The sequence below is a fragment of the Sphingopyxis panaciterrulae genome, assembly GCF_014199295.1.
Classification (GTDB): Bacteria; Pseudomonadota; Alphaproteobacteria; order Sphingomonadales; family Sphingomonadaceae; genus Sphingopyxis; species Sphingopyxis panaciterrulae.
This window is the reverse complement of sequence record NZ_JACIJH010000002.1, coordinates 514,318-528,080: the sequence shown is the minus strand read 5'-3', so window position 1 is coordinate 528,080 and position 13,763 is coordinate 514,318. Positions and strand designations below refer to the sequence as shown.

18 protein-coding genes are annotated in these 13,763 nt (G+C 67.5%); 15 read left to right on the top strand and 3 right to left on the bottom strand.

All coding sequences use genetic code 11. The features are described 5' to 3' along the window. Nucleotides 1–13 precede the first annotated feature (13 nt). Both FHR21_RS06500 and pyk read right to left on the bottom strand, forming a co-directional pair. Nucleotides 14–799, bottom strand: coding sequence for a hypothetical protein (locus tag FHR21_RS06500; RefSeq protein WP_184096411.1), 786 nt, complete (start codon nt 797–799; stop codon nt 14–16). A gap of 156 nt (nt 800–955) precedes the next feature. Continuing rightward, nucleotides 956–2,410, bottom strand: a complete 1,455-nt coding sequence (pyk, locus tag FHR21_RS06495) for a pyruvate kinase (RefSeq protein ID WP_184096409.1) — start codon at nt 2,408–2,410, stop codon at nt 956–958. 104 nt (nt 2,411–2,514) lie between these two features. On the opposite strand from pyk, the gene FHR21_RS06490 reads away from it, so the two are divergent. From FHR21_RS06490 to pal, 15 genes are all read left to right on the top strand, one after another. After that, complete coding sequence (locus FHR21_RS06490) at nt 2,515–2,844, top strand: DUF1244 domain-containing protein (RefSeq protein ID WP_184096407.1); 330 nt, start codon at nt 2,515–2,517, stop codon at nt 2,842–2,844. Between the two features lie 55 nt (nt 2,845–2,899). Then, on the top strand, nt 2,900–3,142 hold the full coding sequence (locus tag FHR21_RS06485; protein WP_184096405.1) for a DUF2312 domain-containing protein: 243 nt from the start codon (nt 2,900–2,902) through the stop codon (nt 3,140–3,142). A gap of 81 nt (nt 3,143–3,223) precedes the next feature. Then, on the top strand, nt 3,224–4,102 hold the full coding sequence (locus FHR21_RS06480; RefSeq protein WP_184096403.1) for a mechanosensitive ion channel family protein: 879 nt from the start codon (nt 3,224–3,226) through the stop codon (nt 4,100–4,102). 60 nt (nt 4,103–4,162) lie between these two features. Then, nucleotides 4,163–4,480: a YbjQ family protein gene (locus FHR21_RS06475; RefSeq protein WP_184096401.1), complete on the top strand. Its 318-nt coding sequence runs from the start codon at nt 4,163–4,165 to the stop codon at nt 4,478–4,480. Nucleotides 4,481–4,696: 216 nt separating this feature from the next. Next, the gene (locus tag FHR21_RS06470; RefSeq protein ID WP_184096399.1) at nt 4,697–5,443 is read left to right on the top strand and encodes a YebC/PmpR family DNA-binding transcriptional regulator; all 747 of its coding nucleotides are present in this window, start codon (nt 4,697–4,699) and stop codon (nt 5,441–5,443) included. A gap of 112 nt (nt 5,444–5,555) precedes the next feature. Continuing rightward, a complete protein-coding gene (ruvC, locus tag FHR21_RS06465) occupies nt 5,556–6,029 on the top strand; it encodes a crossover junction endodeoxyribonuclease RuvC (protein WP_184096397.1) in 474 nt (157 codons plus the stop codon). Between the two features lie 299 nt (nt 6,030–6,328). Beyond that, nucleotides 6,329–6,928, top strand: coding sequence for a Holliday junction branch migration protein RuvA (gene ruvA, locus FHR21_RS06460; protein WP_184096395.1), 600 nt, complete (start codon nt 6,329–6,331; stop codon nt 6,926–6,928). Beyond that, complete coding sequence (locus FHR21_RS06455) at nt 6,925–7,335, top strand: GFA family protein (protein ID WP_184096393.1); 411 nt, start codon at nt 6,925–6,927, stop codon at nt 7,333–7,335. The genes ruvA and FHR21_RS06455 overlap by 4 nt, the downstream gene beginning before the upstream one ends. An 82-nt stretch (nt 7,336–7,417) precedes the next feature. After that, entirely contained in the window at nt 7,418–8,446 is a 1,029-nt protein-coding gene (ruvB, locus tag FHR21_RS06450; RefSeq protein WP_184096391.1) for a Holliday junction branch migration DNA helicase RuvB, read from the top strand. 118 nt (nt 8,447–8,564) lie between these two features. After that, nucleotides 8,565–9,029 (top strand): YbgC/FadM family acyl-CoA thioesterase, encoded by a 465-nt coding sequence (locus tag FHR21_RS06445; protein WP_184096389.1) that lies wholly within the window; start codon nt 8,565–8,567, stop codon nt 9,027–9,029. Continuing rightward, the gene (gene tolQ, locus FHR21_RS06440; RefSeq protein WP_184096387.1) at nt 9,023–9,721 is read left to right on the top strand and encodes a protein TolQ; all 699 of its coding nucleotides are present in this window, start codon (nt 9,023–9,025) and stop codon (nt 9,719–9,721) included. Before FHR21_RS06445 ends, tolQ begins: the two co-directional genes overlap by 7 nt. Then, nucleotides 9,721–10,185 (top strand): protein TolR, encoded by a 465-nt coding sequence (gene tolR / locus FHR21_RS06435; RefSeq protein WP_184096385.1) that lies wholly within the window; start codon nt 9,721–9,723, stop codon nt 10,183–10,185. The genes tolQ and tolR overlap by 1 nt, the downstream gene beginning before the upstream one ends. 33 nt (nt 10,186–10,218) lie before the next feature. Further along, entirely contained in the window at nt 10,219–11,013 is a 795-nt protein-coding gene (locus tag FHR21_RS06430) for a hypothetical protein (RefSeq protein WP_246427079.1), read from the top strand. A 5-nt stretch (nt 11,014–11,018) separates the two neighbouring features. Continuing rightward, the gene (gene tolB, locus FHR21_RS06425) at nt 11,019–12,383 is read left to right on the top strand and encodes a Tol-Pal system beta propeller repeat protein TolB (protein ID WP_184096381.1); all 1,365 of its coding nucleotides are present in this window, start codon (nt 11,019–11,021) and stop codon (nt 12,381–12,383) included. Between the two features lie 107 nt (nt 12,384–12,490). After that, nucleotides 12,491–13,006, top strand: coding sequence for a peptidoglycan-associated lipoprotein Pal (gene pal / locus FHR21_RS06420; protein WP_184096379.1), 516 nt, complete (start codon nt 12,491–12,493; stop codon nt 13,004–13,006). Here pal and FHR21_RS06415 read toward each other — a convergent pair. After that, entirely contained in the window at nt 12,993–13,763 is a 771-nt protein-coding gene (locus tag FHR21_RS06415; protein WP_184096377.1) for a prepilin peptidase, read from the bottom strand. The two genes, pal and FHR21_RS06415, sit on opposite strands and share 14 nt — an antisense overlap.

Below are 13,763 nucleotides of genomic sequence, written 5' to 3'. Positions count from 1 at the left end.
GAAGCGGGATCGTTCACTCCTTGGGGTAGAGGAGCCGCGCCGGACGGCGCTCGCGGGCCGTCTTGAACAGCGAATAGGTCTGCCCGACGATTTCGGTAACGCCCGAAATCGACGCCATATAGCTTTCGAGCTCGGGCGTCTTCTTCGCCTCGATCAGCCGCGTCGGCGCCGCCGGATCAGGGCCGTCGAACCGCACATAGAAAAGCGGTTCGCCGCGCCGCAGGATCAGGTCCTTCGCCGTGTCGTGCCACTCGAACGCCCACTGCAACGGGCGCGGCCAGATATCGATCGGAAAGCGGCCGCTGATCTGAATGCCCGGCCGGTCGGGCGTATAATGGAACAGGGGCGGATATTGGTTGACGTAGACCGGGTCGTCCGAAACGAAAACATAAGACGTCAGCATCTGCAGCACGGGGCGCTGCGGGTGGCGCCATTCGTGCCGCGGCTGGAACACGATCCACCGTTGCAGCGCCTCGGCACGAATCGGGCTCTTTTCTGCGAGCACATTCGTGATTTCCATCCCCCCGCCCGTCAGGTTGAGCCGCAGGTGCACGTCGATGGGGCAATTGATCACGAAGTGGCGGCGGTCGAAGTCCAGCACGGACGGGCATTGCCCGACCGATCGGGGGTCCTTGCTCTGCGACTCGATCCGCACCGGCCGCGGCGTGTCCCAGATGACGCTGGCGCCTTCGACATTGAGCAGCCAGCCGACGGTATAGGCGCGGGATTCGCTCGCCGCAGGCCCTTCGGAACTTGGCTCGGCTTCGGTCTCGGTGGCGCCCGCACCTTTCGAAAACAAATTCCTCAACATATGCGAACGGGCACCCTTCTCTCACCGCTGCGGGGACCAACGCATTACCGTATCGACCTCCCGAAGCATAGACGGGAGATTCGGACGGGGCGCGGCATCCCCGAACGGAAAAGCCGCGCCGGGCTTCCCCGTTCTGCCGTCACATCATCCATATCCCTTCAGCTCGTCGCCGGTCAGCGTCGCGACGTGCAGCACGTTGGTAGACCCCGGGGTGCCGAAGGGGACGCCGGCCATCATCACCAGCTTCGCGCCGGCCTGCCCGATGCCGTGGCGCAGCGCCATGCGCTTGCCCTTGGCGATCATCTCCTCGAAGCTGCCGATATCCTTGGTCGGCACCGCATGCGCGCCCCACAGGAGGCCCATGCGCCGCGCCGCGTCGCGCTTCGGGGTCAGGACGAGCAGCGGCGCGCCGGGCCGCTCGCGCGCGACGCGCCGCGCGGTCGAGCCCGAGGCGGTGAAGCAGATGATCGCGTCGGCGCCGATCGTGTCGATGATGCTCCCCGCCGCCTCGGCCAGCGCGTCGGCGGTCGTCGCGTCGGGAAAGGTCTCGGTGAAATGGAGGCGGCGGTAATAGTCGGGATCGCTTTCGACCGAGCGCGCGATCGAATCCATCATCGTCACCGCCTCGACCGGCCAGGCGCCCGCCGCGGTCTCGGCCGAGAGCATGATCGCGTCGGCGCCGTCATAGATGGCGGTCGCGACGTCGGACACCTCGGCGCGCGTCGGCGACGGCGAGACGATCATCGATTCGAGCATCTGGGTCGCGACGACGACCGGCTTGCCCATCCGCCGCGCGGTCGCGACGATGCGTTTCTGGAGCGGCGGCACCGCCTCCGGCGGCAGTTCGACCCCCAGATCGCCGCGCGCGACCATCGCGGCATCGGCGATCTCCAATATCTCCTCCAGCCGCGCGACGCCCGACGGCTTCTCGAACTTGACGAGCAGCGCCGCCTTGCCGCCGATCAGCCGCCGCGCCTCGGCGACGTCCTCGGGCCGCTGGACGAAGGACAGCGCGATCCAGTCGACATGCTGGTCGAGCGCGAAGGCCAGGTCCTTGCGGTCCTTCTCGGTCAGCGCGGCAAGCGGGACGACGACGTCGGGGACATTGACCCCCTTGCGATCCGAAATCCGCCCGCCGACCTCGACCAGCGTCTCGATGCGGCCGGGCTCGACCTTCTTCACGCGCAGCACCAGCTTGCCGTCGTCGATCAGCAGCCGCGTGCCCGGCTCGAGCGCCGCGAACAATTCGGGGTGCGGCAGGTGGACGCGGGTCGCGTCGCCCGGCGCCTTGTCCGAATCGAGGACGAAGCGCTTGCCCCTGACCAGTTCGGCCGGCCCCGCCTTGAAGGTGCCGACGCGCAGCTTCGGCCCCTGCAGGTCGACGAGGATCGTCGTCGGACGGCCGGTCTCCTTTTCCAGCGCGCGGATCGCGGCGATCGCCTGCGCATGGCCGGCGTGGTCGCCGTGGCTCATGTTGACGCGAAAGGCGTCGGCGCCGGCACGGTGCAGCGCCGCGATCATCGCGGGATTCGCGCTCGCTGGACCAAGGGTCGCCAGGATACGCACCTTGCGCCCGCGGGGGGTGAAACTCTGAACCACGATTGCTCCGCTTGCCTGTCTGCCTTCACCGTGGGCTTGGCATGGCGCGCCCGTCGCGCCAAGACAATTGCCGTATAGCTATTCATGGAGGAAGGAAAAAGCCGATGTCCTGCAGCGACGATCAGCCGACCGGAGCCGACGCGCTCGACACCCTCGACGATGCCGTCGCCGCAGCCGCCTTCCGCCGCCTCGTCCGCCTGCTGCAGCACCGCCACGACGCCGCCAACATCGACCTGATGGGTCTGGCCGGATTCTGCCGCAACTGCCTGGGGGACTGGATCGCGGAGGCGGGCGGCCTCGACAAGGAGGCGGCCCGCGCGATCGTCCACGGCATGCCCACCGCCGAATGGAAAGCGCGGTTTCACGTCGCCGCGACCCCCGAACAGCTCGCGCGGATGGAAGAAAGCATGGCCAAGAATCCCCGACCCCGCTAGGGCGTCGCCGAGGCGATTCTCGCCGACCCATCACCCCCATCCAGCGGAGTCACACATGAGCGAAGCCACCACTGCCGACGAACAATTGCGCCTTTTCATCGAGCGCATCGAGCGGCTGGAGGAAGAGAAAAAGGGTATCAGCGACGATATCCGCGACGTCTATAACGAATCCAAATCGCAGGGTTACGACCCCAAGATCATGCGTCAGATCGTGCGCCTCAGGAAGATGCCGGTCCACGACCGCAAGGAGATGGAAGCGATTCTCGACGTCTATAAGTCGGCGCTCGGACTCGAATAGGGCCGCGGTTGCCAAGCCCCGCCGCCTGGGGCAGGGTAGGCCCCATCCGACATCACAGCGACGAAAGGAGAGGTTCATCCCATGAGCTTCGACCTCACCCCCGACGTCAACCCGGCGCTTGCCGGCACCGCGGTCGTATGGGGCCTGCGCATCCTCTATGCCGCGGGCATCCTCGCGGTCGGCCTGTGGCTGGCCTTCTTCATCTCGAACGCGGTGCGGCGCCAGGCGGCCAGGCATCCGCGCATCGACGAGACGCTGGGCAGCTTCTTCGCGCTCGTCGTCCGCTACGCGATCATCGCCTTCGTGGTCATCGCGGTGCTCCAGAAATTCGGGGTCCAGACGGCCAGCCTCGTCGCCGCGCTCGGCGCCGGCGCGCTCGCGATCGGCCTCGCGCTGCAGGGCGCGCTCGGCAATGTCGCCTCGGGCATCATCATCGCCTTCATGCGCCCCTATCGCATCGGCGATTTCGTCGAGATCAACGGGCTGGAGGGCGAGGTCACCGACCTCGACCTCTTCTTCACCCAGCTCCAGACGCTCGACGACAAGCATGTCCATGTGCCCAACAGCCAGGCAGTCTCCAACCCCATCGTCAATTTCTCGCGCGACGGGGTGCGCCGCTGCATCATCGTCTTCGGCATCGGCTATGACGACGACATCGACCAGGCGGTCGCGGTGATCCGCGCTATCCTGACCGCCGACCCGCGCACCGCGAGCGAGCCGCCGCCATGGATCGGCGTCGACGAACTCGGCGAATATTCGGTCAATCTCTCGGCGCGCGCCTGGGTCGGCATCGCCGATTATTTCCAGTATCGCGCCGACATGCTGCACCGGGTCAAGGAAGCCTTCGACCGCGAAGGCATCGACATCCCCTATCCGCACGCGGTCGAGATGAGCAAGGGCGAGATCGAGCTGCGCCTGCCCCCGATCAAGCCGGCACCCGAACCGCACGTCGGCGCATAGCGTCCCCGGCGCATTCCGGGCTATATGCGGCCCCACCCAGCCATAAGAGGAAGGCCCGTCATGTTCAGCACCACCACCAACGCCGTCGAGGGCCGCCCGGTCCGCGACTATCTGGGCATCGTCACCGGCGAGGTCATCGTCGGCGCCAACATCTTCCGCGACCTGTTCGCCAGCATCACCGACATCGTCGGCGGGCGCTCGGGCAAATATGAGGACGTCCTCGCCCGCGCCCGCAAGGAAGCGCTGGGCGAGATGGAGGCCGAGGCCGCGAAACTGGGCGGCAATGCCGTCGTCGGGGTCGATATCGACTATGAGGTGCTCGGCCAGAACGGCTCGATGCTGATGGTGTCGGCCAGCGGCACCGCGGTCGTGCTCTAACGCGGCTGTTGTCTCGAAAAGTCCCGCACGCTAGGGCGGATCGACATTCAGAGGATGGCGAGCCGAAAATGGCGGGTTTTCGCGACCCGGAGCGCAGCGTGCTTTTGGCACGTGAGCACCGGAAGCGCGGAAAGCCGCCATTTGCAGGCCGCCAGAGCTGAATGTCGATCCGTCCTAGGGCGGCGCCACATTTTTCCATAATGATGGAGGTAGGCCGTGGCCGGCCATAGCAAATTCAAGAACATCATGCACCGCAAGGGCGCGCAGGACAAGAAACGCAGCGCCCTCTTTTCCAAGCTTGCGCGCGAAATCACCGTCGCGGCGAAGATGGGCCTGCCCGATCCCGACGCCAACGCGCGCCTGCGCGCCGCGGTCAACGCGGCCAAGGCGCAGTCGATGCCCAAGGACAATATCCAGCGCGCGATCGACAAGGCGTCGGGCGGCGAAGGCGATAATTACGAGGAGATCCGCTACGAGGGCTATGGCCCCGGCGGCGTCTCGCTGATCGTCGAGGCACTGACCGACAACCGCAACCGCACCGCGACCAACGTCCGCACCGCGTTCAGCAAGAATGGCGGCAACCTCGGCACCTCGGGCAGCGTCAGCCACGGTTTCGACCGGCTCGGCCTCATCAGCTACCCCGCCGGCGCGGGCGATGCCGACACGGTGTTCGAGGCGGCGCTCGACGCGGGTGCCGACGACGTCGAATCGTCCGAGGACGGCCATGACATCTGGACCAGCGTCGATGGCCTGCACGAGGTCGCGAAGGCGCTCGAGGCCAAGCTGGGCGAGGCCGAGGGCGTCAAGCTGGCGTGGCGGCCGACGCTGAAGAGCGAGGTCGCCGACGAGGCGACCGCGCAGACGCTGTTCAAGCTGATCGACACGCTCGACGACGACGACGACGTCCAGACCGTGTGGGGCAATTACGAGATTCCCGATGCGGTGATGGAGAAACTGGGGTGAATCTATCCCCCCTCCCCTTCAGGGGAGGGGCCGGGGGTGGGGGCCATCGGCCCCGCGCAACCTCGACAGCCCCCACCCCAACCCCTCCCCTGAAGGGGAGGGGCTTCCGGTCATGATCATCCTCGGTCTCGACCCTTCGCTCTCTTGCACCGGCTGGGGCGTGATCCGCGTCGAGGGCAGCCGGATCAGCCACGTCGCCAACGGCCAGGTCAAGACCGACGCCAAGGCCGCGCTGCCCGACCGGCTCGCGCATCTCGATACGGTGCTCGCGGCGGTCATCGCCGATCACGCGCCGGTCTCGGCCGCGGTCGAAGAGGTGTTCGTCAACGACAACCCGCAATCGACGCTCAAGCTCGCCCACGCGCGCGGCGTCGCTTTGCTCGCCTGCGCGCGCGGCGGGCTGCCGGTCGCCGAATATGCCCCCCGCCTCGTCAAGAAGGCGATCGTCGGCACCGGCGGCGCCGCCAAGGAACAGGTGCAGGCGATGCTCCGCGTCCTGCTCCCCGGCGCGAAGATCGCGGGGGCGGATGCCGCGGACGCGCTGGCGGTGGCGATCTGCCACGCCAACCACCGGCCGCGCGTCTGAAAAATCTCACCCAAAGACGCGAAGGCGCGAAGAAAAAGAAATCTCACACAAAGACACAAAGATGCCGGCTTCGACCGCGACATCGCGCCTTCACGCGATCGAGGCGGAATACCCTGCCGGACTTCGTCCGGCCTTCAAACGAAGGCTTCGTCATAGACCGACGCCAGCACAAAGAACTGCCCCCTTCGTGTCTTTGTGTGAGAATATCTTCTATTCCTACTTCGCGCCTTTGCGCCTTTGCGTGAGACATTTCCCCTTCCTTGTTCCCTTTTCATTCCCGCCGCGCTACGCACGGCCCCATGATCGCGAAACTCACCGGACGGCTCGACAGCAGCGGCGCAGGCCATGCGGTGATCGACGTCGGCGGCGTCGGCTATCTGGTCGAGGCGTCGGCGCGCACGCTCGACGCATTGGGGGCAGTCGGCAGCGACGTCACCGTCCACACCGAAATGCTGGTCGGCGAGGATTTCCTGCGCCTGCTCGGCTTCGCCCGCGCCGAGGAACGCGACTGGTTCCGCCTGCTGACCAGCGTCCAGGGCGTCGGCACCAAGGTCGCCCTCGCCATCCTGTCGGCGCTCGAGATCGGCGAGTTGCAACGCGCGCTCGCGAGCAGCGACAGCGCGATGATCGCCCGCGCCAACGGCGTCGGCCCGAAGCTCGCGCAGCGCATCACGCATGAACTCAAGGACAAGGCCGGCGCGCTCGGCGGGATCGCGGGTTCGAATCCCTCCGCCTCCGCCTCATCGGGCCCGCTCGGCGACGCCGTCGCCGCCCTCACCGGCCTCGGCTTCAAGCCCGGCGAGGCAAGCACCGCCGTGGCCGCCGCCAGCGAGGAACTCGGCGCCGGCGCAAGCCTCGACGCGCTGGTTCGGGTGGCGCTCAAAAAAGCGGCGAAATGACCGAGGCCGTCCGCCACGCCTCCTGCCGCTGCGGTCAGGTTCGCATGACCTGCACCGGCGAGCCGATCCGCGTGTCGGTCTGCCATTGCCGCGAGTGCAAGGCGCGGAGCGGCAGCGCCTTTGCCGCACAGGTCCGTTTCCCCGCCGGGCAGGTCCGCATCAATGGCGAAGAAAAAGCGAAGATGTGGCAATATACCGGCGCCAGCGGCAACACCGCCGACTTCTTCTTTTGCGGCACCTGCGGTTCGGGCGTCTGGTATCGGGCGCGGCCCTATCATGACGCCTATGCGATCCCGCTCGGCAATTTCGAACCCGGCCACGGCTTCGTGCCCGATTATTCGGTTTACGAGGAGCGGATGGAACCTTGGGTTTCGATCGCAGGCGACGGGATCGAGCATTATGATTAATGACTAGAGGCCGCCCCATCTCTCTCGTCACCCTGAACTTGTTTCAGGGTCCATGGCCCAGCGGCCCGCGGGAATGCACCCAATGACGGACTCGATCACCACCCCCATCCGCACCCCCGAGGACGCCGACGCCGCGCTGCGGCCCAAGTCGCTCGCCGAATTCGTCGGGCAGGCGGCGGCGCGCGAGAATCTGCGCATCTTCATCGAGGCGGCGAAGGCGCGGGGCGACGCGCTCGACCATGTGCTCTTCTTCGGCCCGCCGGGCCTCGGCAAGACGACGCTGGCGCAGATCGTCGCGCGCGAACTCGGCGTCGGCTTCCGCTCGACCAGCGGGCCGGTCATCGCCAAGGCGGGCGACCTTGCGGCGCTGCTCACCAATCTCGAGGACGGCGACGTGCTGTTCATCGACGAGATTCACCGGCTCGCACCCGCAGTCGAGGAAATCCTCTATCCGGCGATGGAGGATCGCGCGCTCGACATCATGATCGGCGAGGGGCCGTCGGCGCGCTCGGTGCGGATCGACCTGCCCAAATTCACCCTCGTCGGCGCGACGACGCGGCAGGGGCTGCTGACGACGCCGCTGCGCGACCGGTTCGGCATTCCGGTACGGCTCAATTTCTACACCCATGCCGAGCTCGAGCAGGTGATCGGCCGCGCCGCGCGCCTCCTCGGCCTCGCCATCGCGTCCGACGGCGCGCTCGAGATCGCGAAGCGGTCGCGCGGAACGCCGCGCATAGCCGGGCGGCTGCTGCGCCGGGTGCGCGACTTCGCGACCGTCGCGGGGGCGGCAACGGTCGGTGCGAAGGTTGCCGACGCGGCGCTCAACCGGCTGGAGGTCGACGCGCTCGGCCTCGACGCGATGGATCGGCGCTATCTCACTATGATCGCAGACATTTATGGCGGCGGACCGGTGGGGGTCGAGACGCTCGCCGCGGGGCTTTCGGAACCGCGCGACACGATCGAGGACGTGATCGAACCCTATCTGCTCCAGATCGGCCTGATCGCCCGCACCGCGCGCGGGCGTTGCTTAAACGCAAGTGCTTGGAAACATTTGGGAATATCACCTCCCACCGGTACGCAGGACAGCCTGTTCGACCCCCAGGGCGGATGACGCTGCGCGGCACTTTCGCCAACTTCCGCACGTTTTCGCCACCAATCGCCGCGCGACTGCGACGAATCGCGGATCGGGGCTTTGCGACGAGTCGTGCAGCGGCTATCGCTCGTCGGCGATGACCCAGGCCCCTCCCCCTTTCGTCCCCGGCGCCTTCGTCGGCGCGGCGCATCATTACCGGGCGCGCGTCTATTTCGAGGACACCGACCTGTCGGGCATCGTCTATCACGCCAATTATCTGCGCTATATGGAGCGCGCGCGGTCGGACATGCTGCGCCTCGCCGGCATCGACCAGCGCGCGGCGATGGAGGCGGGCGACGGCGCCTGGGCGGTGACCGACCTCGCGATCAAATACCGCCGCCCCGCGAAACTCGACGACGACCTGCTCGTCGTCAGCACCGTAGAGGCGGTGCGCGGCGCCAGCGTTATGATCGCGCAGCGCATCCTTCGCCGGGCTGAGACGTTGACCGACGGGCGCGTCACCGCCGCCTTCCTGTCGCCCGACGGCCGGCCGCGCCGCCAGCCGGCGGGCTGGGCCGACCGATTCACCGCCATCATGAATGGAGAGACCATCCCTTGCTAGACAATATCTCGCTGGCCGCGGACGCGGCGACCCTGTCCCCCGTCGCGCTGTTCCTGCACGCCGACTGGATCGTCCGCATCGTGATGATCGGGCTGCTGCTCGCGTCCATCTATGTCTGGGCGGTCATCTTCGCCCACGGCCGCGGCACCGGCAAGACGATGCGCGCCTCGGAGCGGTTCGAGCGCGATTTCTGGCGCGCGGGCAATATCGACAAATTCTATGACGAGAACGGCCGCGAGGAACTGCCGAGCGCGAAGGTGCTGGGCGCCGGCATCACCGAATGGCGCCGCTCGACCGCCGGCAAGACGGTCGACCGCGACGGCACGCGCGAGCGGCTGGCGGTCGCGATGAACGCCGCGATCGAGGGCGAGGTCGACCGGCTGGCGGAGAAGATCGGCACGCTCGCGACGATCGGCGCGGTCGCGCCCTTCGTCGGGCTGTTCGGCACCGTCTGGGGCATCATGCGCGCCTTCACCGCGATCGCGGCAGAGAATAACAGCAGCCTCGCCGTGGTCGCGCCGGGTATCGCCGAGGCGCTGTTCGCGACCGCGATCGGTCTGTTCGCCGCCATCCCGGCCGTCATCGCCTACAACGCCTTTTCGCAGCGGCTGAACCGCCTCGAATCGCGGCTCGGCCGCTTCGCCGACGGACTGCACGCAACGTTCAGCCGCGAGCTGGAGGTCGAAGCCTGATGGCGATGAGCGGACCATCGGGCGGCGCAGGCCGGCGGCGCGGGCGCGGCGGACGCCGCACGCCGATGTCGGAGATCAACGTCACCCCGCTCGTAGACGTGATGCTGGTACTGCTCATCATCTTCATGGTCACCGCCCCCCTGCTCGCCTCGGCGGTGCCGGTGAACCTGCCCGACAGCCGCGCCAAGCCGATCGACACCGAGGAGCAGGACCCGATCCAGCTCTCGATCAAGGGCGACGACACCCTCTATATCGGCGAGGAAGAAGTCCGCGAGACCGAACTGCCCGCACGGCTCGAGGCGATCGCGGCGGCCGACGCGAACAGCGAAAACCCGCGCCAGATCATGCTGCGCGCCGACAAGTCGCTCGACTATGGCCGGGTGATGCGGGTGATGGGCGAACTCAACCGCGCCGGACTGACGCGCATCGCGCTGGTCACGACGGGTTCAGAAACCGACCGATAGGCTGGGAAAATGGCCGTACAGGCATCACGGGGCATGGAAAGGAACGGCGTCGCTATCGCGGTGGCGCTGCACGTCGTCGTGATCGCGCTCCTCTCGGTCCAGTGGACCGCGGGCGACCGCCGCTTCGACAATCCGCCGATGGAGGTCGACCTGATCGCGGAGACCGCGGCGACCTCGACCGCGCCCGAAATCAGCGAGCTGCCGCCCGCCGCACGGCTGGGCGAGGAATATTCGGACGAAATCTATACGCCCGATCCTGTGCCGACGCCGCCCGTCCCCGAACCGATCGCGCAGCCCGAACCCGCGCCTGCGCCGAAGCAGGCGACGCGCCCCACGCCCGCACCGCCGAAGAAGAAGCAGCCCGCCGCGGAGAAACCCACGCCGAAGCCGACCCCCAAGGCGACGCCGAAGAAGAGCGCGGCGCGCCCGACCGGCCGGCTCGACGGCATCGCCGAAGGCTTGTCCAAATCGCAGCCAAAGCAGGCGTCGAGCCGCGGCGCACCCGCCGCCGCGACCGCGGCCGAGGTTCGGCGCTCGATCGACGTCAGCATCAAGGCGGCGGTCAAGCCGCGCTGGGATAGCTGCCGGGTCAGCGGGGTCGACGTCGACCAGCTCAAGACGGTGGTCAAGTTCCGCCTCAGCCGCTCCGGCGGGCTCGCCGGCTTCACCAGCGTGACGACCACGGGCGAAAATGCCAGCAACAAGTTCCAGGCGCAGCGCCATCAGGAGTGCGCCAAACGCGCGGTCGAGCTCGCCGCGCCCTTCGACCTGCCCGAAGACGAATATGACTTCTGGCAGAATTACACGCTCGATTTCATCAAGAGGTAAGAGACATGCCCTTTCGCACCAGTCTTTCGCTCGCCCTGCTGCTGACCGCGGCGCCCGTTCTCGCGCAGGAAGCGGCGCCGACCCCGCCCACCGTCGTTCCGACCGAGCCCCGCGAGACGATCGAGGGGCAGCTATCGCAGGAGCGCACCGTCATCGCGGTTCCCGCCTTCGCGACCCCGTCGGTCACCACCGTCGCTGGCCTGCGCACCGACACTCTGGGTCGGCAGATCGGCGAGGTCATCGCCGCCGACCTCGAGCGCAGCGGCCTCTACGCGCCGCTCGGGCCGGGCAGCGTGCGGGCGATCACCATGGCCGAGGTCACCGCACCGCGCTTCGCCGACTGGAAGGCGCGCAATGCGGAGAATGTCGTCCACGGTTTCGTCCGCGCGACCGGCACCGGCGGCTTCATCGTCGGCTGCTATCTCTATGACACCGCGCTCGGCAGCGAACTGGTGCGCCAGGGATTCGAGATCCAGCCCGGCGACTGGCGCCGCGCCGCGCACAAATGCGCCGACGCCATCTATTCGCGCCTGTCGGGCGAGGCGCCCTTCTTCGACAGCCGCATCGCCTATATCGCCGAGAGCGGGCCGAAGGGGAACCGCGTCAAGCAGCTCGCGATCATGGATTCGGACGGCGGCAACCACAAATTCATCACCAACGGCCAAGCGCTGGCGATCAGCCCGCGCTTTTCACCCGACTACAAGAAGATCGTCTATGTCAGCTATCTGAACAACCGCGTCCGCGTGTTCATCTATGACGTGGCGGCGGGGACGCAGAAGCTGGTGACCGAAAGCGGCAACGCGACCTTCGCGCCGCGCTGGTCGCCCGACGGGCGGCAGATCCTCTATTCGATGGCGGTCGGCGGCAATACCGACATCTATCGCATCTCGGCCGACGGCGGCACGCCGGTGCGCCTGACCAACGCGCCTGGGATCGACGTCGGCGGCAGCTTCTCGCCCGACGGCAAGAAGATCGTGTTCGAAAGCGACCGCTCGGGCGGCCAGCAAATCTATACGATGAACATCGACGGATCGCAGCAGCGGCGGATCAGCTTCGGCGGCGGGCGCTATGCGACCCCCGAATGGTCGCCGCGCGGCGACCTGATCGCCTTCACCAAAATGGGTGGCGGCGAATTCCGCATCGGGGTGATGACCCCGTCGGGCGGAGGCGAGCGGATGCTGACCAACAGTTGGCAGGACGAAGCGCCGACCTGGTCGCCGAACGGGCGCGTGATCCAGTTCTTCCGCACCACGCCGGGCCGTACCGGCAAGTCGACGATCTGGCAGGTCGACCTGACCGGCGTGAACCTGCGCCGCCTGCCGACCCCGCGCGACGGCTCCGACCCGAGCTGGGGCCCCATCCTGCCCTAGCGGCAAGCGGAACCAAAAGCCGCGACTGGGGTTGCAATTACTATTCTAACGTGGGTTAATTCCCCGCTCCATCCCATTGAAGACGACAACAGAAGAGGACCCATGCCATGACGATACGTAGAACGACCGCCATGCTTGCAGCCGTCGCCATGCTGGCGGTCGGCGCCTGCGCCAAGAAGGCGCCCGAGGAACTGCCGCCCGCCCCCGAGGGTACCGACACCGGGTCCACCGACACCGGTATCGGCAACGCCGTGATTCCGGGATCGCAGCAGGACTTCGTTGCCAATGTGTCGTCGGACCGCATCTTCTTCGATTTCGACCAATATAATGTCGATGCCGAGGATCAGGCTACGCTACGCAGCCAGGCGCAGTGGCTCCAGCGCAACCCCGCCGTCCGCGTGACGCTGGAGGGTCATGCCGACGAACGCGGCACCCGCGACTATAATATCGCGCTCGGTGAGCGCCGCGCCAATGCGGCGAAGAATTATCTCGCCTCGCTGGGCATCGATCCGTCGCGGATCAACGTCATCAGCTATGGCAAGGAACGCCCGGCGGCGCTCGGATCGAACGAGGAAGCCTGGGCGCAGAACCGCCGCGCGGTGACGGTCGTTATAGGCCGCTGATCAACGGCCACAGCGGCACCGCGGCGAAGGCCGCGGCGCAGGCGAAGACACCGAAGGGGACCCGTTGCTCGGCGAGCGGCGGGTCCCCTTTTCGTTGGGCGGCAAGCGCCCAGCCGATGCCGCCGAGACTGGCGAGCAGCAGCATCAACGGCAAGGCCTGCCAGCCGAGCCAGGCGCCGATCGCCGCGACGAGCTTCGGATCGCCGCCGCCCATGCCTTCCATCCCGCGCCAGCGGCGATAGGACCAGGCGGCGAGCGCCAGCGATCCGCCGCCCGCAAGCGCCCCGATCCAGCGATCGCCGAGCGTCGTGTCTAGGAGCGGACCGGCGAACAGCAGGCCGGCGATCGCTAGCAGTGCATTGAGCCGGTCGGGCAACCAGAAATGCCGCGCGTCGAGCAGCGCGAGCGGCAGCAGCAGCCAGCCGAACAGCGCCCACAGCCACCCCGTCACCCCCGGCATCAGCGCCAGGGCGCCGGTCCCGATCAGGCCGGATGCCAGTTCGACGCGGCCGTGGAACGGGTCGATCGGTGCGCCGCAGCGGCGACACCGTCCGCGCATCAGCATCGCCGACAGCAGGGGAACGAGGTCGCGCGCGCCGAGCGGCCGGCCGCATCCGTCGCACTGCGATCGCCCGAGGACCGAACGATCCGAAGGCCAGCGCAGCACCAAAGTCGCGATGAAGCTACCGAAGACAACGCCGAGCGCGGCCGCCAGAGCGACGCCCGCGCCCCACGGCAAGGCGTCCGGAACCGACAT